Origin of the sequence: Streptomyces resistomycificus, assembly GCF_001514265.1 — a bacterium.
Classification (GTDB): Bacteria; Actinomycetota; Actinomycetes; order Streptomycetales; family Streptomycetaceae; genus Streptomyces; species Streptomyces resistomycificus.
In genome coordinates this window covers 332,094-352,839 of the sequence record NZ_KQ948990.1, presented here as the reverse complement: position 1 = coordinate 352,839, position 20,746 = coordinate 332,094, and the positions used below count along the sequence as shown (strand labels likewise).

16 protein-coding genes and 1 pseudogene are annotated in these 20,746 nt (G+C 68.6%); 8 read left to right on the top strand and 9 right to left on the bottom strand.

Annotated features, from left to right (window positions below; genetic code table 11):
• Nucleotides 1–50 precede the first annotated feature (50 nt).
• The gene (locus tag AQJ84_RS11745) at nucleotides 51–833 is read right to left on the bottom strand and encodes an intradiol ring-cleavage dioxygenase (RefSeq protein ID WP_030043710.1); all 783 of its coding nucleotides are present in this window, start codon (nucleotides 831–833) and stop codon (nucleotides 51–53) included.
• 173 nt (nucleotides 834–1,006) lie between these two features.
• On the opposite strand from AQJ84_RS11745, the gene AQJ84_RS11740 reads away from it, so the two are divergent.
• From AQJ84_RS11740 to AQJ84_RS11730, 3 genes are all read left to right on the top strand, one after another.
• Nucleotides 1,007–1,303, top strand: coding sequence for a hypothetical protein (locus AQJ84_RS11740; protein WP_030043709.1), 297 nt, complete (start codon nucleotides 1,007–1,009; stop codon nucleotides 1,301–1,303).
• A 187-nt stretch (nucleotides 1,304–1,490) separates the two neighbouring features.
• Nucleotides 1,491–2,474 carry an arabinan endo-1,5-alpha-L-arabinosidase gene (locus AQJ84_RS11735; protein ID WP_030043708.1) on the top strand — a complete coding sequence of 328 codons (984 nt, stop codon included), beginning with the start codon at nucleotides 1,491–1,493 and terminating at the stop codon, nucleotides 2,472–2,474.
• Entirely contained in the window at nucleotides 2,456–3,889 is a 1,434-nt protein-coding gene (locus AQJ84_RS11730) for a family 43 glycosylhydrolase (protein WP_030043707.1), read from the top strand. The genes AQJ84_RS11735 and AQJ84_RS11730 overlap by 19 nt, the downstream gene beginning before the upstream one ends.
• A gap of 8 nt (nucleotides 3,890–3,897) precedes the next feature.
• Here AQJ84_RS11730 and AQJ84_RS11725 read toward each other — a convergent pair whose 3' ends face one another.
• From AQJ84_RS11725 to AQJ84_RS11690, 8 genes and pseudogenes are all read right to left on the bottom strand, one after another.
• Nucleotides 3,898–5,610, bottom strand: a complete 1,713-nt coding sequence (locus AQJ84_RS11725) for a pyridoxal phosphate-dependent aminotransferase (RefSeq protein WP_053192066.1) — start codon at nucleotides 5,608–5,610, stop codon at nucleotides 3,898–3,900.
• Between the two features lie 191 nt (nucleotides 5,611–5,801).
• Nucleotides 5,802–6,854 (bottom strand): annotated as a pseudogene (locus tag AQJ84_RS11720) (aldose epimerase family protein); the annotation flags it as partial.
• Nucleotides 6,855–6,924: 70 nt separating this feature from the next.
• Nucleotides 6,925–8,166, bottom strand: a complete 1,242-nt coding sequence (gene mmsB, locus AQJ84_RS11715; RefSeq protein ID WP_030043703.1) for a multiple monosaccharide ABC transporter permease — start codon at nucleotides 8,164–8,166, stop codon at nucleotides 6,925–6,927.
• Nucleotides 8,163–9,713, bottom strand: a complete 1,551-nt coding sequence (gene mmsA, locus AQJ84_RS11710; protein ID WP_030043702.1) for a multiple monosaccharide ABC transporter ATP-binding protein — start codon at nucleotides 9,711–9,713, stop codon at nucleotides 8,163–8,165. Before mmsA ends, mmsB begins: the two co-directional genes overlap by 4 nt.
• A 32-nt stretch (nucleotides 9,714–9,745) precedes the next feature.
• Nucleotides 9,746–10,852, bottom strand: coding sequence for a multiple monosaccharide ABC transporter substrate-binding protein (gene chvE / locus AQJ84_RS11705; protein ID WP_030043701.1), 1,107 nt, complete (start codon nucleotides 10,850–10,852; stop codon nucleotides 9,746–9,748).
• Between the two features lie 142 nt (nucleotides 10,853–10,994).
• Nucleotides 10,995–11,966 carry a hypothetical protein gene (locus AQJ84_RS11700; protein ID WP_030043700.1) on the bottom strand — a complete coding sequence of 324 codons (972 nt, stop codon included), beginning with the start codon at nucleotides 11,964–11,966 and terminating at the stop codon, nucleotides 10,995–10,997.
• 111 nt (nucleotides 11,967–12,077) lie between these two features.
• Nucleotides 12,078–13,082 carry a zinc-dependent alcohol dehydrogenase gene (locus tag AQJ84_RS11695; RefSeq protein ID WP_053192064.1) on the bottom strand — a complete coding sequence of 335 codons (1,005 nt, stop codon included), beginning with the start codon at nucleotides 13,080–13,082 and terminating at the stop codon, nucleotides 12,078–12,080.
• The gene (locus AQJ84_RS11690; protein WP_030043698.1) at nucleotides 13,079–14,236 is read right to left on the bottom strand and encodes a mandelate racemase/muconate lactonizing enzyme family protein; all 1,158 of its coding nucleotides are present in this window, start codon (nucleotides 14,234–14,236) and stop codon (nucleotides 13,079–13,081) included. Before AQJ84_RS11690 ends, AQJ84_RS11695 begins: the two co-directional genes overlap by 4 nt.
• Before the next feature lie 449 nt (nucleotides 14,237–14,685).
• On the opposite strand from AQJ84_RS11690, the gene AQJ84_RS11685 reads away from it, so the two are divergent.
• From AQJ84_RS11685 to yjfF, 5 genes are all read left to right on the top strand, one after another.
• Nucleotides 14,686–15,732: a LacI family DNA-binding transcriptional regulator gene (locus tag AQJ84_RS11685; RefSeq protein WP_053192063.1), complete on the top strand. Its 1,047-nt coding sequence runs from the start codon at nucleotides 14,686–14,688 to the stop codon at nucleotides 15,730–15,732.
• 153 nt (nucleotides 15,733–15,885) lie between these two features.
• Nucleotides 15,886–16,893, top strand: coding sequence for an ABC transporter substrate-binding protein (locus AQJ84_RS11680; protein ID WP_030043697.1), 1,008 nt, complete (start codon nucleotides 15,886–15,888; stop codon nucleotides 16,891–16,893).
• A 107-nt stretch (nucleotides 16,894–17,000) separates the two neighbouring features.
• Entirely contained in the window at nucleotides 17,001–18,539 is a 1,539-nt protein-coding gene (locus tag AQJ84_RS11675; RefSeq protein ID WP_030043696.1) for a sugar ABC transporter ATP-binding protein, read from the top strand.
• A complete protein-coding gene (locus AQJ84_RS11670) occupies nucleotides 18,536–19,645 on the top strand; it encodes an ABC transporter permease (protein ID WP_053192061.1) in 1,110 nt (369 codons plus the stop codon). The genes AQJ84_RS11675 and AQJ84_RS11670 overlap by 4 nt, the downstream gene beginning before the upstream one ends.
• The gene (gene yjfF, locus AQJ84_RS11665) at nucleotides 19,645–20,679 is read left to right on the top strand and encodes a galactofuranose ABC transporter, permease protein YjfF (protein ID WP_030043693.1); all 1,035 of its coding nucleotides are present in this window, start codon (nucleotides 19,645–19,647) and stop codon (nucleotides 20,677–20,679) included. Before AQJ84_RS11670 ends, yjfF begins: the two co-directional genes overlap by 1 nt.
• The last annotated feature ends 67 nt before the right edge of the window (nucleotides 20,680–20,746 follow it).

The window sequence follows — 20,746 nt, the reverse complement described above, 5'->3', positions numbered from 1 at the left end:
ACGGGCGGCCCCCCGCGCTCACGTCACCCGCGCTCGGGCGCGGGGGCGCGTCAGCCCTGTTCGACGCCGAGCGTGAGCGTGCCGGCGTAACCGGCGGACGGTGAGCCGCCCAGGGCGGTGAGGGTGAGCAGGCCCGAGGCGGCGCCTCCCTCGTCGTAGATGGAGTCCTGGGCGAGCGTGGTGCGGGGGACCGTGTTGGCCGAGTACGGCGAGAGGGCGCCCACCCGGGCCGTGACCGTCTCGTTGAAGAACAGCTGCCCGGTGTGCAGTTCCTGGCCGCCGGTGAAGGAGCCGTCCGAGGTGAGGGTGACGTCCGTGTGCACCTTGATGTGGATGTGCACGCAGCGGCCGCGGTACCAGCCCGGGTAGACGGTGGTGATCCTCGCGACGCCGTCGGACGTGGTCAGCACGCCGCCGCGCAGGAAGGTCCCGTTGTCGGGCTCGTCGTGCCCGTTGTTGCCGACGAAGCCGGAGTACTCGCCGAGTGCGTCGCAGTGCCAGATCTCGACGAGGGCGTCGCTCAGCGGCACGCAGGTGTCGTCGTCGACGACGGTGAGGGTGAGCTGGAGGGGGAAGCCGGTCTTGTCCTCGCTGATGTCGGAGCGGACGTACTGTCCGTCGAGGTGGTAGGGGCCTTCGGTCATCTCCTTGGTGAGGGTGCAGACCGCGGCGGCGGCGACGGGGGTCGTGTCGGCGGTGGCGGTCGTGGGGGTGTCGAGGGTGGCGGCGCCGACGGCGAGGGTGGCCGCGGTCGCGCCGGTGGCGATCAGCACGGTGCGGCGCCCGACGGAGGGGGCCGCTTCTGCTCTGCCGTTCACGGGGGTTTCTGTCATGAACACGGCACTGTAGGAGGGGACTCTGTCGGTCAGCTGTCAGTCGGGTAAAGCGACGATCCGTCAAGTGCCTTGCGAGACAGCCCGTCCGGCGGGGTCGGGCGGGGTAGCGTGACGTAGCGAGGGATCAAACGGGTAGAAAAGGTTCGAAAGGTCTGCGAATGGGAGTGCGAATGAAGCTGACCGGACGCGTCGAGAAACGCATCGCCAAGGACTTCCCCGGCCGCGACGGGCATGTCGTGGAAGAGCTCCTCGCCGAACTCGTCAGCCACCTGGCCGAGCGCGGCGGCCCCGAGGACAAGGAGCGCATCGCCGCGGCGACCCTGCTGTGCGGCCGCGGCCGGATGGACCGCCTCCTCGACGCGGTCCAGCTGGCCAAGGAGGACTGGCGGGACGTACTGGTGGGAGCGGGACTGGCGGACGCGGGCTGGCGGGAACGGCTGGAGGCGGACTTCGGGCCGGCGGCGTAAGGGGCGCGGCGTGCGGGCTTCGGCGGGGGCGCCTCGGCGTGCCGGCTGCGGCGTGAGGCCGGTGCGCGACCACCGGGGCTGCGCGAACCATTGACGCGCAAGGGGTTCGATTCTACGGTCCGTCCGAAGTTCTGATCGGTGATCGATATACCGAACGGACCGTATCCCCCACGCAAGGAGGCCCCGCGTGCGCCGCACCTCCCGTACTTCCCGCCGAACCGCGCTCCTCGCCGTCCCCGCCGCCGTCCTGCTCGCCCTGATACCGGGCACGGCCTCGGCGTACCCCAACCCCGGCCGGGTCACCGGCGACGTGGTCGTCCACGACCCGACCATGATCCGCACCTCGTCGGGGCAGTACCTGCTGTACGCCACCGGCGGCGGCATCAGCAGCAGGACGTCCGGCGACCGGACCGCCTTCCGGGCCGGCGGTGACGCCTTCTCCGCCAGGCCGAGCTGGTGGCGGAACTACTCCTCGGTCCCCGAGGCCTGGGCGCCCGACATCTCGTACCACGGCGGCAAGTACCTGATGTACTACTCCGTCTCGAAGTTCGGCTCCAACACCTCGGCCATCGGGCTCGCCACCTCCGCCACCGGACAGCCCGGCAGCTGGACCGACCAGGGCACGGTCTACACGTCCGGCTCCGCCAGCGACTACAACGCCATCGACCCGAACCTCTTCGTCGACGGCGACGGCAAGTGGTGGCTGTCCTTCGGCAGCTGGTGGACCGGCCTGAAGATGATCCAGCTCAACCCGTCCACCGGGAAGCAGCTGTCCTCCAACACCACCCGCTACTCGCTCGCCTCCCGCCCCACCGGGACCAAGGCCGTCGAAGCGCCGTACATCGTCAAACGGGGCGGCTACTACTACCTGTTCGCCTCCTACGACACCTGCTGCGCCGGCACCTCCTCGACGTACAAGGTCAAGGTCGGCCGCGCCACCAGCGTCACCGGGCCGTACGTCGACCGCAACGGCGTCTCGATGATGAACAACGGCGGCACGCCCGTGCTGGAGTCGCAGGGCAGCGTCATCGGCCCCGGCGGCCAATCGATCATGAACGACGCCGACGGCGACCTGATCGTCTACCACTACTACGACCGCAACGACAACGGGACGCCCAAGCTGGGCGTCAACCTACTGAACTGGAGCAGCGGATGGCCCGTCGCATACTGACCCTGCTGGCAGCACTGCTGCTGGCCCTCTCGATAGGACAGCCCTCCGCGAGTGCGGCCTCGTTCGCCAACCCGGTGAAGGCGCAGAAGGGCGCCGACCCCTGGATCTCGTACCACAACGGCAACTACTACATGGTGACGACGAGTTGGACCGACGTCATCACCATGCGCAAGTCCACCACCCTGGCAGGGCTGGCCACCGCGCCCAGCGTGCAGGTGTGGAAGGGCGACGCGGCGAACCGGTGCTGCAACATCTGGGCGCCCGAGATGCACTTCCTCAACGGGCGCTGGTACATGTACTACGTCGCCGGGCAGAACATCTCCGACTACAACCCCACGCAGCGCTCGCACGTGCTGGAGAGCACCGGCTCGGACCCGATGGGTCCGTACACCTACAAGGGGCAGCTGGGCTCCGGCTGGATGCTCGACCCGACGGTCGCCACGATCAACGGTCAGCTGTACCTGTTCGGCAGCACGACCGGCGGCGGGACGCAGAACCTGGTCGCGGCGCGGATGTCCAACCCGTACACCCTCGCCACCGGCTTCTCCACCGTCTCCACGCCGACCTTCAGCTGGGAGCGCAACGGCACGGTCAACGAGGGCCCGGAGATCCTCCAGCGCGGCGGACGGACCTTCCTGATCTACTCGGCCAGCGGGTGCTGGACCCCTGACTACAAGCTCGGCCAGCTCAGCCTCACCGGCTCCGATCCGCTCGCCGCCTCCTCCTGGACGAAGAAGTCGACGCCGGTCTTCCAACGCGACGACGCGGCGGGTGTCTACGGCCCCGGCCACCACGGCCACTTCAAGTCGCCCGACGGCACCGAGGACTGGATCGTCTACCACGCCAACGACTCCGCCTCCGACGGCTGCGACAACGGCCGTACCGCCCGCGCGCAGAAGCTCACCTGGAACTCCGACGGCACGCCGAACTTCGGTACGCCCGCCCGGCTCGGGGCGAGCATGACCGGGCCGTCGGGTGAGCCCTCGACCGCCTCGACGACGTACACGATCACCAACCGCAACAGCGGCAAGTGCCTCGACGTCGCCGGGAGTTCGACGGCGGACGGCGCCAACGTCCAGCAGTACGCCTGCAGCGGCGGCAACAACCAGCGGTGGCGTGTCGAGGACCAGGGCGACGACACCAGCCGACTGGTGAACGTGGCCACCGGCAAGGTGCTCGACACCGCCGACTGCTCGTCCGCCGACGGCGCCGACCTGCGGCAGTGGTCCTGGCTGAACAACACCTGCCAGCGGTTCCGGTTCCTCGCGACCGACAGTGGTTACGTCCGGATCGTGAACCAGGCCACCGGCAAGGTCGCCGACGTCGCCGACTGCTCCACCGCCGACGCCGCCGACGTACGGCAGTGGTCGTGGCTGGGCAACAACTGCCAGCAGTGGCGGCTCAACCCGGCGTAGGAGGCGCCTTACCCGGTCTGGCCCATCCCCGCGGCGTTCGGCCAGCTCTGGGCGTTGGGCCAGCCGGTCGCCGGGGCGGTGGACAGGTCCTGTGCGGAGCTCGGGGCGGTCATGCCGCGGACCTGCGCGGCGGTGAGGCCGCCACGCGCGGGGACACCGGGCGGCGTCGGGCCGGTCATCGCGGCGGCGGCGGGCACGGGCGCCGCCATGGGCGACGGGAACGGGGCCGGTGCCGGCACGGGAGTCGGCGCCGGCATCTGCACCGGGGCCGGCATCTGCACCGGGGCCTGCACAGGGGCCTGCATCGGAGCGGGGGCCGGAGCCGGAGCCGGGTAGCCGACCGGCTGCGGGGCTGCCTGGGCCGCCGCCGGCATCGGCATCCCGGCCCCGGCCGACTGTCCCGGCTGTACGGTCTGCGCCACCGCGGGCATCGGCATGCCGGCGCCGATGGACGGGGCCGACGTGAGCCCCGGCGCGGCGGCCATGGCCTGAGCGGCAAGGCCCTGCATGCCGCCGCCGTTGGTGGCGCCGACCAGCCGGTCGACGGCCGCCGTACCCGAGCTGTAGCTGGTCCCTGTAGCCAGCTCGGGCACGGCGGCTCCCCTCCTGGTCCCGTAGAGCACCTGTTCCAGGCCGGACACCAGGCGACGCACGTCCACCTGGGGGCGCACCACGAGTCTCAGGAAGCGGCTGGAGGAGCCGATCTTGTTGCCGCACTCGCGGACGAGGATCCGGTGCTCGGTGAGCATCCGGTCCCGGACCACGGTGCCCTCGGCGCCCACGGGCAGGCGTACGAAGAGGAAGTTCCCCTGGGAGGGGTAGACGGTCAGTCCGGGCAGCGCGGAGAGCTGTCCCGCCATGTCCAGCCGGTCGCGGCGGACCTGCTGGAGGCTCTGGGCGTACTCGGCGCCGTGCTCCTTCAGCATGAACACCACGTGTTCCGCGAAGGAGTTGAGGTTCCACTTGGGCAGCATCGACCGGACCCGGCCAGCCAGGGACGGGTTGGCGACCAGGTAGCCGAACCGTATGCCGTGCAGACCGAAGTTCTTGCCGAGGCTGCGCAGCACGATCACGTTGGGCCGCAGCATGGCCTCCTGGACGACGCTCGGCTCGACCTCGGCGTCCGCGAACTCCAGGAACGACTCGTCGATCACGACCAGGTCCAGGTCGGCCATCGCGTCCATGAACTGCACGATCGCGTGCTTGTGCAGAAAGCCGCCGTCGGGGTTGTTCGGGTTGCAGATGACGGCCACCCGGGTACCCCGGGCCCGGATGAACTCGGCGTACTGGGCGAGGTCCAGGGCGAATCCGCTGGACTCCTGGAGCGGGAACATGTCGACCCGCTTGCCGGTCTCCATCGGCTGGTCGGTCCAGCGGCCGAAGGTCGGGACCGGGACGGCGAGGGACTCGCGCACCAGCAGGTGGTCGATCCAGGTGATGAGCTCGGTCGAGCCGTTGCCCATCGCCACGCACTGCGGCGGGAGCTGGAGCAGACTGCACAGCTCGGCCGTGATGGTGTCGGCGCCGCTCGGGTAGTACGTGATGATGTCCCGCAGCCGGCCGGCCATGTCGTCGAACATGGCCGGGGTGGGGAAGTAGGGGTTGCAGGGAATGCAGAAGTCGACCGGACCGGCCCCTTCGCCGCCCTCCCGCGTCAGCGCCGCCATCGACGGGCTGTGCGCCGCGGTGCTGCGGAACAGCGAGGTGACGTTGTCAGCCAAGGGGAGCCTCCGTATGGGGCGGGCCTGGCGGGGACGACCGGGCCCGTCGTCATTGGGTGGCCCGCGCGGGGGAGCACGGGCCGCCCTTACATACGGAGGCTGGGGTGACGCTGTTCAACCGCTGGGAGACCGGTGAGAACTTGTGTGCCACCTGTGAAGAGGCGTTCCTGGTCAGGCCTTGTGCCGCGGTGTCACGCCTGGAACGAGTGCACCGTCGTCGTGCGGTACGCCTGCCCGGGCCGCAGCACCGTCGAGGGGAACGACGGGTGGTTCGGGGAGTCGGGGTAGTGCTGCGTCTCCAGGCAGAGGGCGTCGCCCTGGCGGTAGATGGTGCCACCGCTGCCGACGAGGGTGCCGTCGAGGAAGTTGCCGGAGTAGAACTGCAGACCCGGCTCGGTCGTCGCGATCCTCATCGTGCGGCCCGAGGAGGGGTCCCGGAGCGTCGCCACGTGCTCAGGCTCGCGCGTGACGCCCTTGTCGAGCACCCAGTTGTGGTCGAAGCCCTTGGCGTACAGCAACTGCCGGTGGGCGCCCCGGAGGTCCTCGCCGACCGTCTTGGCGCGACGGAAGTCGAAGGGGGTGCCAGTGACCTCGGCGAGCTCGCCCGTGGGGATCAGTCCCGAGTCGACCGGCGTGTAGCGGGAGGCCGCGATCTCCAGCTCGTGGTCGTAGATCGTGCCGCTGTCCTCGCCGGCGAGGTTCCAGTAGACGTGGCTGGTGAGGTTGACGACGGTGGCCTTGTCGGTGGTGGCCTCGTAGTCGACGCGCCAGTCGCCCTGCCGGGTGAGGGTGTACGTCACCTTCGTCCTGAGCGTGCCGGGGTAGCCCATCTCGCCGTCGGCGCTGGTGCAGTACAGGTACAGGCCGACGTCGGAACCCTCGGTGAACGGCTCGACGTCCCACACGCGCGTGTCGAAGCCCTGGGCGCCGCCGTGCAGGCTGTTGGCGCCGTCGTTGACGTTCACCTCATGGCTCTCGCCGTCCAGGGTGAACCGGCCCTCGGCGACGCGGTTGCCGTAGCGGCCGATCAGCGCGCCGAAGTACGGGCTCCCCTCGACGTAGTCCTCGATGGTGTCGAAGCCCAGCGAGACGTTGGCGTAACGGCCGTCCCGGTCCGGGATCTCCAGGGACTGGACGATGCCGCCGTAGGAGAGGACCTTCAGTCGGGTGCCGCCGTTGTCCAGCGCCCAGCTGTGGACCTTCGTGCCGTCGGCGAGCTTGCCGAAGAGGGACTTCACCGGTTTCTGCCTCAGTTCCGTGTGCGGCGCCTGAAAAGAGAGAAGGGCCCCGCCGGACGGCGGGGCCCCTGCTGACCTACGAACCGGACTTGCGCTTGTTCCACACGTCGAACCCGACCGCGGCCAGCAGGGCCAGGCCCTTGATGACCTGCTGCCAGTCGGAGCCGACGCTGAGGAGGTTCATGCCGTTGTTCAGCACACCGAGGACGAGACCGCCGATGATCGCGCCGAGGACGGTTCCGACGCCGCCGCTCATGGACGCGCCACCGATGAACGCCGAGGCGATGGCCTCGAGTTCGTAGTTCAGGCCCGCCTTCGGGGAGGCCGCGTTCAGACGGGCGGCGATCGCCAGACCCGCCAGTGCCGCGAGCACGCCCATGTTCAGGAAGACCAGGAAGGTGACCTTCTTGTCCTTCACGCCGGACAGCTTCGCCGCCGGCAGGTTGCCGCCGATCGCGTAGATGTGACGGCCGAACACCGCGTTGCGCATCACGTAGCCGTAGCCGACGACCAGCGCGCCGAGGATCAGCAGGATGATCGGCGCACCCTTGTAGCTGGCGAGCAGCAGGGTGACGACGAGCACCGCGGAGCCGATGGAGACGAGCTTGAGCAGGAAGATGTTGCGCGGCAGCACGTCCAGCGAGAACTCCTGCTGGCGCTTGCGGTCGCGGACCTCCTGGAGGATCACGAAGACCAGCAGGGCCAGGCCCAGCAGCAGCGTGATGTTGTGGTAGTTGGTCTCCGGGCCGGCCTCGGGCAGGAAGCCGTTGCCGATCTTCTGCAGCCCGTCCGGGAAGGGGCCGAGGGTCTGGCCCTCCAGCAGGATCTCCGTGAGACCGCGGAAGACGAGCATGCCCGCGAGGGTGACGATGAACGACGGTATGCCGAGATACGCGATGAAGAACCCCTGCACGGAGCCCGCCACCGCGCCGATCGCCAGACACAGGACCACGGCGACCGGCCAGGACACACTGTGCTGCACGGTCAGCACGGCCGCGAACGCGCCCACGAACGCCGTCAGTGAACCGACCGACAGGTCGATGTGGCCCGCGATGATCACCAGCATCATGCCGATCGCGAGGATCAGCACGTAGCTGTTCTGGAGCACCAGGTTGGAGACGTTGCGCGGCAGCAGCAGGTCACCGTCGGTCCAGACGGCGAAGAGCGCGACGATCAGGCCGAGCGCGATCAGCATGCCGTACTGGCGCATGTTGCGGCGCAGGCCGTCCAGCATCAGCTGGAGCAGGCCGCCGCCGGCCGTCCCGCTCTTGCCGGGCGGCGCAGGCGCCGGGCTCTTGGCGGTCACATCCGTGCTCATCGGGTTACCTCTTTGTCCTTCGTCATCTGGCGCATCAGCACTTCCTGCGTGGCCTCGGCCCGCGGGAACTCGCCCGTGAGCCGCCCGGCGGCCATCGTGTAGATGCGGTCGCACATACCGAGCAGTTCCGGCAGCTCGGAGGAGATGAAGACGACCGCCTTGCCCTGGGCCGCCAACTGGTCGATGACCGTGTAGATCTCGTACTTGGCGCCCACGTCGATACCGCGCGTGGGCTCGTCCAGGATCAGCACCTCGGGACCCGCGAAGATCCACTTGCTGAGGACGACCTTCTGCTGGTTGCCGCCGGACAGCTTGCCCACCGGCTCGAAGACGGTCGGCGCCTTGATGTTCATGGACTTGCGGAAGCCCTCGGCGACCTTGCGCTCCTCGTGCTCGTCGACGATCCCGCGCTTGGACACCTTGCCGAGCGCGCTCAGCGAGATGTTGCGGTTGATGGTGTCGATGAGGTTCAGGCCGTAGTGCTTGCGGTCCTCGGTGACGTACGCGATCCCGTGCTTGACCGCCTCGGCGACGGTCTTCGTACGGATCTCCTTGCCGTCCTTGAGGACCGTGCCGTCCGCGTGCCGGCCGTAGGCGCGGCCGAAGACGCTCATCGCCAGTTCGGTGCGGCCGGCGCCCATCAGGCCCGCGATGCCGACGATCTCCCCGCGCCGCACGTGGATCGACACGTCGTCGACCACCTTGCGCTGCTGGTCGATCGGGTGGTGCACGGTCCAGTCGCGGATCTCCAGCGCGGGGGCCGCGTCCACCTCCCCCTCGTACGCGGTGCGCTCGGGGAAGCGGTGGTCGAGGTCACGGCCGACCATGCCGGAGATGATCCGGTCCTCGGTGGTCTCCGCGGCCTTCACGTCGAGGGTCTCGATGGACTGCCCGTCGCGGATGATCGTCACCGAGTCGGCGACCGTGCGGATCTCGTTGAGCTTGTGGGAGATGATGATCGAGGTGATGCCCTGCTTCTTCAACTCCAGGATGAGATCGAGGAGTTTGCCGCTGTCCTCGTCGTTCAGAGCCGCGGTCGGCTCGTCCAGGATGAGCAGCTTCACCTTCTTCGACAGCGCCTTGGCGATCTCCACCAGCTGCTGCTTGCCCACGCCGATGTCGGCGACGCGGGTCTCCGGGTGGTCGCTGAGACCGACCCGGCGCAGCAGCTCACTGGCGTGCTTGAGGGTGTCGTTCCAGTTGATGAGCCCGCGGGTGGCGTGCTCGTTGCCGAGGAAGATGTTCTCCGCGAGCGACAGGAACGGCACCAGGGCCAGCTCCTGGTGGATGATGACGATGCCGTGCGCCTCGCTCGCCCGGATGTCCTTGAACTCGCAGACCTCTCCGTCGAAGAGGATCTCGCCCTCGTACGTGCCGTGCGGATGGACGCCGGAGAGCACCTTCATCAAGGTGGACTTCCCGGCGCCGTTCTCACCGCAGATGGCGTGGACCTCGCCCTGCCGGACGGTCAGCGTGACGTCCGAGAGCGCTTTGACACCGGGAAAGGTCTTGACGATCGAGCGCATTTCCAGGACGGGTCCCGCCATGGTCGTGCCTTCCAATCAGTAGGTGGCGACGGTTACTTGAGGTCACCCTCGGTGTAGTAGCCGCCGTCGACCAGGATCTCCTTGTAGTTGGTCTTGTCCACGCTCACCGGCTTCAGCAGGTAGGCGGGGATGACCTTCGAACCGTTGTCGTACGTCTTGTCGTCGTTGATCTCCGGCTTCTTGCCGTTCAGCGACGCGTCGACCATGTTCGAGGCGACCTTGGCCAGCTCACGGGTGTCCTTGTAGACGGTCATCGTCTGCTGGCCCGCGATGATCGACTTCACCGAGGCGAGCTCGGCGTCCTGGCCGGTGAGGACCGGGAGCTTCTTGCTTCCGGAGCCGTAGCCGTCCGACTTCAGCGCCGACAGGATGCCGATGGAGATGCCGTCGTACGGCGAGAGCACCGCGTCCACCCGGCCGCTCTTGTAGGAGCCGGTCAGGATGTCGTCCATGCGGCGCTGGGCGGTGGCGCCGTCCCAGCGCAGGGTGGTGACCTGGGTGAGCTTGGTCTGACCGGACTTGACGACGAGCTTCTTGCTGTCGATGTACGGCTGCAGGACGCTCATCGCGCCGTTGAAGAAGTACTTGGTGTTGTTGTCGTCGTTGGAGCCGGCGAAGAGCTCGATGTTGAACGGGCCCTTGCCGTCCTTCAGGCCGAGCTTGTCGACGATGTAGCTGGCCTGGAGCTCGCCGACCTTCTCGTTGTCGAAGGACGCGTAGTAGTCGACGTTCTCCGTGCCGAGGATCAGACGGTCGTAGGCGATGACCGGGATGTTCGCCTCCTTGGCCTGCTGGAGCACGCCGTTCAGCGACTTGTTGTCGATCGCCGCGACGATCAGTGCCTTGACGCCCTGGGTGATCAGGTTCTCGATCTGCGAGACCTGGTTCTCGGGGTCGTCCTCGCCGAAGACCAGCTTGGTCTCGTAGCCCTTGGACTTGAGGTCCTTGACCACGTTGTTGCCGTCGGCGATCCAGCGCTCGGACGACTTGGTCGGCATCGCGATGCCGATGGTGCCTCCCTTGGCGCTGCCGGTCTCCTGCTCGCTGCCACCCTCACCGCTCTGACCGCACGCGGACAGGGTGAGGGCGAGGGAGGCGGCGCCGGCTATGGCGGTGAGTGCGGCTCGGCGAGTACGCATGATCATCATCCTTGACGTGGTGGGGCTGGCTCGGTCTGGCGGTGCGGGTGCCGTCCGTCGTGCGATGCGCGATGCGACCGAGAAGATGTGTGGGATTGTGTGTGGCCGCGTCTGCTTTTGTGAAGGGGCGTTGTCCGGAACGTTATGAGGGAGTTCCGAACCGCTTCAGCGTGCCCGGCAGCCGGGAGCCGAGCGGGGCCATGTCGTCGCCCACTCCGTGCCGTGCCAGCAGGTCCAGGGCGAGCCGGCCGCGCCGCACCCGCTCCCGGGCCGTGGACAGGGTCAGGTCCCGCATGTGATGGCCGTAGGGGTAGATCCCCGGGGCCTTCGACAGGCCGAACTTCAGGTAGAGCGGTGCGCCGCGCCGGATCAGCTCGGCGACCTCGTACATCCGCACATAGCCGCCGAGATCGTCGGGGGCCTCGATGTACATGTCCATGGGGGCGGCGGAGACCCGCCGGATCTCGGTGAGGTGGTCGAGGGTCAGGTCGCTGGGCACGTTGACCGAGTCGCCGCCCAGGTTCTCGTATACGGCGTACGCGGCCGGGTTGACCGGACCGATCAGGGCGCTCACCTTGAGGGTCGTGTCCGCCGGGATGATCCCGGCCAGGCGCGCCCGGTGCAGCGTCCACAGCACACCCTCGTCGGCGACGAGGAGGCACTTGACGCCCAACTCCGTCGCGCGCACGGCGTCTTCGACACACCCGGCGACCGCGTCGTGGCCGCGGGCGCGCAGGCCGCCGCCGCGCGAGTCGGTACGGGTCGAGCCGCCGATGTCCCAGGTGCCGCGAGGGCCGGTGAACAGGCAGAGCTCGATGTCCCGCTCGCCCGTCGCGTCGACCATCTCGGTGATCTCGGCGTCGGTCAGCATCCACACACCGCTGCCCTGGCTGATCCGGTGGATCGGCACGTCGAGCTTCGAGGCTTCCTTGAGGACGACGGCCAGCGCTTCGGGACCCTCGCACGAGGGAATCTCGGTGCGCCAGCGGCCGCCGCCGGGGAAGGTGTGCGGTGAGGCGTCGGCGGGGTCGAGGGCGGGCGCGCCCAGGCCCAGCGTGGTGAGCGCCGGCTCACCTGGTCTGCGGGCTGCCGTGGCGGAAGCGTCGGTCGTCACAAGCTGTCCTTCGTGTTCGATATTTCGGACAATATTCGCGGCTCAAGTCGTGCGGGGCTTGGGTGTACGCCGGTACGGAAGCCGTCAGGTCGCCCCCGTACCGGCGTACGTCTAGGGGCGGAGCAGTACCTTGCCCACCTTCGGATCGCCGGACCCCACCAGCTCGATCGCCTCGGCGAACCCGTCGAGCGGCAGTTCGTGCGTGACCAGCGGCAGCGGGTCCAGCAGCCCGGCCCCGAACACCCGCACGGTGTGCGCCCAGGCGTCCGGAGCGGCCCCGAAGACGGTGTGCACCTCCAGCTGCCGCACGACCAGGTCCGTCGGGTCGAGACCCTCGGCGCCCGACGCCGGGATGCCCGTCAGGACCAGGCGTCCGCCGCGCCGGAGCAGGGAGGCGGCGGTGCGCGCGGCGGAGGCGGACCCGGCGGTCTCGATGACGACGTCGAAGTCGTCGGGGAGTTCCTGGTCCTTGGTGCGGAAGCCGGTGGCGCCGAACTGCCTCGACAGCGCCTCGCGGTCGTTGCGGGTGCCGACGACCAGCAGCTCCGCCGGGGAGCCCGCCTTCAGGAACTGGATCGCGAACATCCCGAGGGTGCCGGTGCCGACCACGGCTACCCGCTCACCCGGCCGCGCGTTCGCCTTGATAGCGGCGGCCGCGATGCAGGCCGCCGGCTCCAGCAGGGCCGCCGCCGTCAGGTCGGCGTCGTCCGGCAGGGCGTGCAGCAACCGGGCGGGCAGGGTGAGGGTGGTGGCCATCGCACCCGGCTGGGTGAACCCGGTCTCCTCGTACCCCGCCGTGCACAGGGTGGTCTCGCCCGCGTGACAGCGGTCGCAGACCTGGCAGTTGCGAAAGCCCTCGCCCACGACCTTCCGGCCGACGAGCGCCTCGGGGACGCCCGCGCCGACCGCCTCGACCGTCCCGGACCACTCGTGGCCGGGCGTCAGCGGGTAGCGGACGTACCCCTCGGGCCGGTTGCCCTGGTACAGCTCGCGGTCGCTGCCGCAGATACCGACCGCGTGGACGCGTACCAGCGCCTCACCGGCCTCCGGCCGGCTGGGCTCGTGCGAGACCAGCCGGTGTTCGCCCGGTGCCTCGACGACGACGGCCGTGCTCACTTGGCGCCCTTGGGCTTGCGCTGCTCCCAGCCCTCGGCCCACAGGTCGAAGCGCGCCTGCTGCTGCGGGAACTCGGCGGCGGCGTCGACGTCAAGCTCGACACCGAGACCGGGCGCGTCGGAGAGGTGGAAGTACCCGTCGATCACCTCGGGCGCGCCCTTGACGACCTTCTTGATCTCCGCGTCCGCGAAGTCGTTGAAGTGCTCGAGGATCTTGAAGTTCGGCGAGCTGAACCCGACCTGGAGGGAGGCGGCGGTGAGCACCGGGCCGCCCACGTTGTGCGGAGCCACCAGCATGTAGTGGGTCTCGGCGGTGGCCGCCAGCTTCCGGGTCTCCCAGATGCCGCCGATGTGGCCGACGTCCGGCTGGATGATGTCGACGGCCTGGCTCTCGAAGAGCTCCCGGAACTCGATGCGGTCGTGAATCCGCTCACCGGTCGCGACCGGGATGTCCACCTTGGCGGCGACCTTCTCCAGGGCCTTCAGGTTCTCCGGCGGGACCGGCTCCTCCAGCCACGCGGGCTTGAAGGGCGCGAGGTCCTTCGCCAGTCGGACGGCGGTGGAGGGGGAGAAGCGGCCGTGCATCTCCAGCATCAGCTCGGCGTCCGGCCCGATGGCGTCACGCACCGCCTCGATGAGGGAGACGGCGTACAGGCTCTGCTGGTGGTCGAGCTCGTAGTGCCCGGTGCCGAAGGGGTCGATCTTGAGCGCCTTGTACCCGCGCTCCATGACCCCTTGGGCGGCCTTGTGGTAGGCCTCCGGCGTCCGCTCGGTCGTGTACCAGCCGTTGGCGTACGCCTTGACCTTGTCGGTGACCTTGCCGCCCAGCAACTGCCAGACCGGCACGCCGAGAGCCTTGCCCTTGATGTCCAAGCAGGCCATCTCGATGACGGCGATGCCGGACATCACGATCTCGCCGGCCCGGCCGTAGTCGCCGTACTTCATGCGGCGGGCCAGATCCTCGACAGCGAACGGGTCGGACCCGAGGATGTGGTTGGCCTCCGCCTCACGCAGATAGCCGAGCAGAGCGTCGGTGTGGCCCAGCATGCGGGTCTCGCCGACTCCGGTGAGTCCCTCGTCGGTGTGCACCTGGACGTAGGTCAGGTTCCGCCACGGCGTCCCTACCACGTGCGTGCTGATTCCCGTGATGCGCACGGTACTCCCTGTCCTTTGTAGCTGTTCGAAATTTCGGCACTTGTTCGAAATGCTGTCGCGACAGTAAGGACGACCCGGTCGGGGTGTCAATGGGTGGAACACATAACGGTTTCTTCACGAGGGTCGGGGTGGCGGGCGGCGGTCCCAACAGCCCTCCCTCGCCGCCTGTCGCGTTATCCAACCGTGACGACCTCCCTGACGCAGCCCTCTTGACCGCCATGAATTGTTAGCGCTCACAATGACCTCCGCATCCATCAGTTGTCGCCCCACGGCACCCAAGGAGGTACGAGCGTCATGCCGGCTGTGCTCCCACTCGTCCTCCCGTCCGGTGCCATGAGGCTCTCCGGTACCCCGGGGTGAAGCCGACGGTGCGGACCCGCCCGCCCAGACCTCAGGACTTATCCGCCCCACAGGGCCTATCGGCAGACGATCACCAGGGAGGAGCGGCCGTGACCTACACACAGCTTCGGCCGCCCACCATGGCCGACGTGGCACGCATGGCCGGCGTGTCCCACCAGACCGTGTCCCGCGTACTGGGGGACCACCCCAATGTGCGGGACGAGACACGGGCCAAGGTGCTGCACGCGATCGAGGAGATGGGCTACCGCCGCAACTCCTCCGCCCGGGCCCTGGCGACCCGGCGCACCCGGACCCTGGGTGTGGTCGCCTCCAACACCACGCTCTACGGGCCCGCCAGTACGCTGTTCGCGCTCGAGGAGGCCGCTCGTGCCGAGGGGTACGTCGTCTCGACGGTCAGTCTGCGCGAACTGACGGTCGAGACACTGTCCGAGGCCCTGGCCCACCTCAGCCAGGGTGGCGTGGAGGGGGTGATCGCCCTCGCCCCGCAGCGGTCGGCGGTCGAGGCCCTCGCCGAACTGCGCCATCCCTTCCCGGTGGTGGCCGTGGGAACCGGGTCAGGCGTGGAGATCCCCAGCGTCAACGTGGACCAGTTCCTGGGTGCGCGGCTGGCCACCGGCCATCTGCTGGCCTCGGGTCACCGCACGGTCTGGCATCTCGCCGGACCCGAGGACTGGCAGGAGGCGGTGGACCGGACCGACGGCTGGCGGGCGACCCTGGAGGAGGCGGGTGTGCAACCGCCGCTCCCGCTGGGGGGTGACTGGAGTCCGTTGTCGGGTTACCGTGCGGGCCAGGAACTGGCCGGCTGGGTGGGCCGGGGCCTGACCGCCGTCTTCGTCGCCAACGACCAGATGGCGTTGGGGGTGTTGCGGGCTCTGCGTGAGGCGGGAGTGCGCACTCCCCAGGACGTCGCGGTGGTCGGCTTCGACGACATCCCGGAGTCGGAGTTCTTCGCTCCGCCGCTCACCACCGTCCGGCAGGACTTCGCGACGGTGGGCAAGCGGAGCATCGCCCTGCTGCTGGATCTCATCGAGGGCCGGACCCCCTCCGGGACGTCCCGGGTGGCCATCGAACCCCAACTCGTCGTCCGGGCCAGTACGTTCCCGTACGCCCCTCAATCGGGGGCCGCGCCCGGCTGACGCGGCACCGGTCGATCACCTCACGGACGATCGACTTCCATCCACCCATACGGCCGACATTTCGAACAATGATCGACAGGCTGGACGCAGTGCGGCCGGTCCCATCGAGTACCAGTGGTCCATCCCGGACCGGCTCTTCAAAGGAGAAGACACATGCTCAACAGACGGAACTTCCTCACCGCGGCGGTCGGCGTGGCGGCTGCGACCGGCCTGGCGGCCTGCGCCAAGGAGGACGACAGCTCCTCCTCCACCTCCGGCAGCGGCGGTTCCAAGAAGCTCGTCCTCGGCTTCTCCCAGGTCGGCTCGGAGAGCGGCTGGCGCAGCGCCAACACCGACTCGGTGAAGGAGGCGGCCAAGGAGGCCGGCTACACCCTCAAGTTCTCCGACGCGCAGCAGAAGCAGGAGAACCAGATCTCCGCGATCCGCAGCTACATCACCCAGGGCGTGGACGTCATAGCCTTCTCGCCGGTGGTCGTCACCGGCTGGGACGCGGTGCTCAAGGAGGCCAAGGCCAAGAAGATCCCCGTGGTCCTCACCGACCGCTCCGTCGAGACCTCCGACGAGTCCCTGTTCGTGACCCTGGTCGGCTCGGACTTCACGGACGAGGGCCGGCGTGCCGCCAAGATCCTGGAGAAGGTCCTGGAGAAGGCCGGTCACAAGGGTCCCGTGAAGATCGCACAGCTGGAGGGCACCACCGGTGCCGCCCCCGCGATCGAGCGCGCCAAGGGCTTCAAGGAGGTCATGGACGCCGACCACGCCGACGACTGGAAGATCGTCGTCAGCCAGACCGGTGACTTCACCCGCGCCGGCGGCAAGCAGGTCATGGCGGCCTTCCTGCAGTCCAACCCGGACATCGACGTGCTGTTCGCGCACAACGACGACATGGGCATCGGCGCCATCCAGGCCATCGAGGCGGCCGGCAAGAAGCCCGGCAAGGACATCCTGATCGTCACGGTCGACGGCGTGAAGGACGGCTTCATCGCGATGTCCGAGGGCAAGATCAACGCCATCGTCGAGTGCAACCCGCTGCTCGGCCCCCAGCTGATGGAGGTCGTGCAGAAGGTCAAGGACGGCGAGACGGTCGAGCGCTGGATCAAGACCAAGGAGAGCGACTTCATGCAGGACCAGGCCAAGGCCGCGCTCCCCACCCGCAAGTACTGACCGACCGCAGCCACCGGCAGGGAGCCTCCGCCCGACCGACCCCTCAGCTGAGGGGCTGTCAAGGGGGCTCCCTGCGGGCCTGAACGAAATCGATGAGGAGCGCTGCCATGGCAGAGCCGCTGCCCGTCCTGGAGATGACGGGCATAGTCAAGGAGTTTCCGGGGGTACGGGCTCTGTCGGGTGTCGACTTCCGGCTTTTCCCCGGTGAGATCCACGCCCTGATGGGCGAGAACGGTGCCGGAAAATCCACCCTGATCAAGGTGCTGACCGGCGTCTACTCGCTGGACGGCGGAACGATCACCCTCGACGGGAAGTCCGTGCGGATCGGCAGCCCGCTGCAGGCGCAGCAGGCCGGCATCAGCACGGTCTACCAGGAGGTGAATCTCTGCCCCAACCTGTCGGTGGCGGAGAACATCTTCATCGGACGTGAACCCACCCGCGCGGGCCGCATCCAGTGGAAGCGCATGCGCAAGGAGGCGGCGGAGCTGGTCGACCGGCTCGGCCTCGACATCGACGTCACCGCGCCCCTGTCCTCGTACCCGCTGGCCGTGCAGCAACTGGTCGCGATCGTACGGTCGGTCGGCACCGGCGACAGCGACGGCGCGGGAGGCGGCACCAAGGTGCTGGTCCTGGACGAGCCGACGTCCAGCCTCGACCGCGACGAAGTCCTCGAACTGTTCCGCCTGATGCGGCAGCTCAGGGACGAGGGCGTCGCGATCCTGTTCGTCTCGCACTTCCTCGACCAGATCTACGAGATCTGCGACCGCATGACCGTGCTGCGCAACGGCACCCTGGTCGGCGAACACCTGGTCAGCGAACTCGACCAGGTCGGACTGATCCAGCTCATGATCGGCAAGGCGATGGACCAGCTGGAGGAGCTCCACGAGCACCAGCTGCACGCCGACGTCGGCGAGAGCCTGCTCCAGGCGGACGGCCTCGGCAGGACCGGCGGCGTCGCCCCCTTCGACCTGGACATCAAGAAGGGCGAGGTCCTCGGCCTCGCCGGTCTGCTCGGCTCCGGCCGCACCGAACTCGCCCGGCTGCTCTTCGGCGCCGACCAGCCCGACAGCGGCAAGGTCACCATCGGCGGCAAACAGGTCTCGATGAGCGCCCCGAACGACGCGATCGCCGCCGGCGTCGCGTTCTGCTCGGAGAACCGCAAGACCGAGGGCCTGGTACCCGACCTGACGGTGCGGGAGAACATCATCCTCGCCCTGCAGGCGTCCCGCGGCTGGACCCGGCCCATCCCGGCCGCCCAGCGCGACGAACTCGTCGCCAAGTACATCAAGGCGCTGGACATCCGTCCCGCCAACCCGGAGGCCCGCGTCGGCCAGCTCAGCGGCGGCAACCAGCAGAAGGTGCTGCTCGCCCGCTGGCTCATCACCCAGCCGAAGCTGCTGATCCTGGACGAACCGACGCGCGGCATCGACGTGGGCGCGAAGGCGGAGATCCAGAAACTAGTGGTCTCGCTCTCCGAGGAAGGTATGGCAGTGCTGTACATCGCGGCCGAGCTGGAGGAGGTCCTCCGGCTCAGTCACACCATCGGCGTGCTGCGCGACCGCAAGCTGGTGGCGCAGATCGCCAACGGCCCCGAGATCACGCCCACCCGGATCCTGGAGACCATCGCGAGCGGAGAGCACCAGTGACCACCACTCCCCGATGGCGAGCGCTGACGCAGCATCACCTGTTCTGGCCGGTAGCCGTGCTGGTCGCCCTGCTGCTGATCAACGTTCCCTTCACCCCTGACTTCTTCTCGATCCGGATGACGGACGGCCACCTCTACGGCAGCCTCGTCTCGATCGTGCTGTTCGGCTCGCCGCTCATCCTGGTGGCCGTGGGCATGACCCTGGTCATCGCCACCGGCGGCATCGACCTCTCCGTCGGCGCCGTGGTCGCCATCACCGGCGCCCTGACCTGTTCGTACATCAGCGACCAGGCCGACCAGAGCGCCCTGTCCGCGGTGCTGCTGGCCATGGGCATCGGACTGCTGGCCGCGGTGGTCTGCGGTCTGTGGAACGGCTTCCTGGTCGCCCGGATGGGCATCCAGCCGATCATCGCCACGCTGATCATCATGGTCGCCGGGCGCGGTGTCGCCCAGCTGATCACCGACGGCCAGATCATCACCATCAACAGCGAGCCGTACAAGCTGATCGGCGGCGGCTACTGGCTGACGCTGCCCTTCTCCATCTTCGTGGTGGCCGCGGTCGTGGCCGTCACCGTGGCACTGACCCGCCGCACCGCGCTGGGCCTGCTGGTCGAGTCGGTCGGCGGCAACGCCGAGGCCAGCCGCCTGGTCGGCATCAGGTCCCTGCGCATCAAGATCATGGTGTACGTGTTCTGCGCCCTGTGCGCCGGTATCGCGGGCCTGATGATCAGCTCCAACACCTCGGCCGCGGACGGCAACAACGCCGGTCTGTGGATCGAGCTCGACGCGATCCTCGCCGTGGTGATCGGCGGCACCTCGCTGCTGGGCGGCCGGTTCTCCATCGGCGGCACGGTGGTGGGCGCCCTCGTCATCCAGACCCTGACCACCACGATCTACACCATCGGGGTGCCGACCCAGACCAACCTGGTCTTCAAGGCGGCCGTCGTCATCGTCGTCTGCCTGCTGCAGTCCCCGAAGTTCCGCGCCAAGGTGTTCGGCGCCAGGTTCGGCTCCGGATCCGGCGCGAAGGGAAGCGGCACGCCGGCCGCCACCCCGGCGGACACCACCCCGACCACCGCGGCAGCCCCCAAGATGGAGGTGTCGTGATGAGCGCGACCACCCAGACCCCCAAGACCCAGGGCAGTCGTACCCCTTCGACCACGACGTCCAAGGCCGCCCGGCTGCTCGGTGACCGGCGCCTGCCGGTCCTGGTGACCGCCTCGCTCTTCCTCGTGATGTACATCGCGGGCCTGAGCCGCTACCAGAACTACGGTTTCGGCGAACCGCAGGTCTTCCTCAACCTCTTCATCGACAACGGCTACCTGCTGGTCGCCGCCGTCGGCGCCACCTTCGTCATCCTGTCCGGCGGCATCGACCTGTCCGTCGGCTCCGTGATCGGCTTCACGACCATGCTCACCGCATGGCTGGTGGAGGAGCAGGGCCTGCCCATCCTGGTCGTCATCCCCATCGCGCTGGGCGTGGGAGCCTTCGGCGGCTTCCTGATGGGCTATGTGATCCACAACTTCGAGATCCAGCCCTTCATCGTGACCCTCGCCGGCCTCTTCCTCTTCCGCGGACTGTGCCTGGTCATCAGCAAGGAGTCGATCGCCATCGACGACTCCACGGTGAGCAGCATGGCCCAGGCGCAGGCGTCGCTGGGGATGGGCTTCCTGTCGGTCGGCGCCATCGTCGCGCTCGTCGTCCTCGCCGTGGCGTTCTACGTCCTGCACTACACGCGCTTCGGACGGCGGGTGTACGCCATCGGCGGCAACGAGCAGTCGGCCATGCTGATGGGCCTGCCGCAGGGCGGCACCAAGATCGCCGTGTACACGGTGAGCGGCTTCTGCTCGGCCCTGGCCGGCCTGCTCTTCACCCTGTACATCCAGTCCGGTGACCCGCTGCACGCGACCGGTATGGAACTCGACGCGATCGCCGCGGTCGTCATCGGCGGCACGCTGCTGACGGGCGGCTCCGGCTATGTCCTGGGCACCCTCTTCGGCGTCCTCGTCCTGGGCCTGATCAAGAGCATCATCCAGTTCGAGGGCACGCTCAGCTCCTGGTGGACGAAGATCGCCACCGGTGTGCTGCTGTGCGCGTTCATCCTGATCCAGCGCGCCATGACGGCCCGTAAGAAGACCTGAGCCGAGGACGCCGAGAGGCGCGCCTTCACGCCGGAGCGGTCCGACGCACGTACGCCGTGCCTCGGAC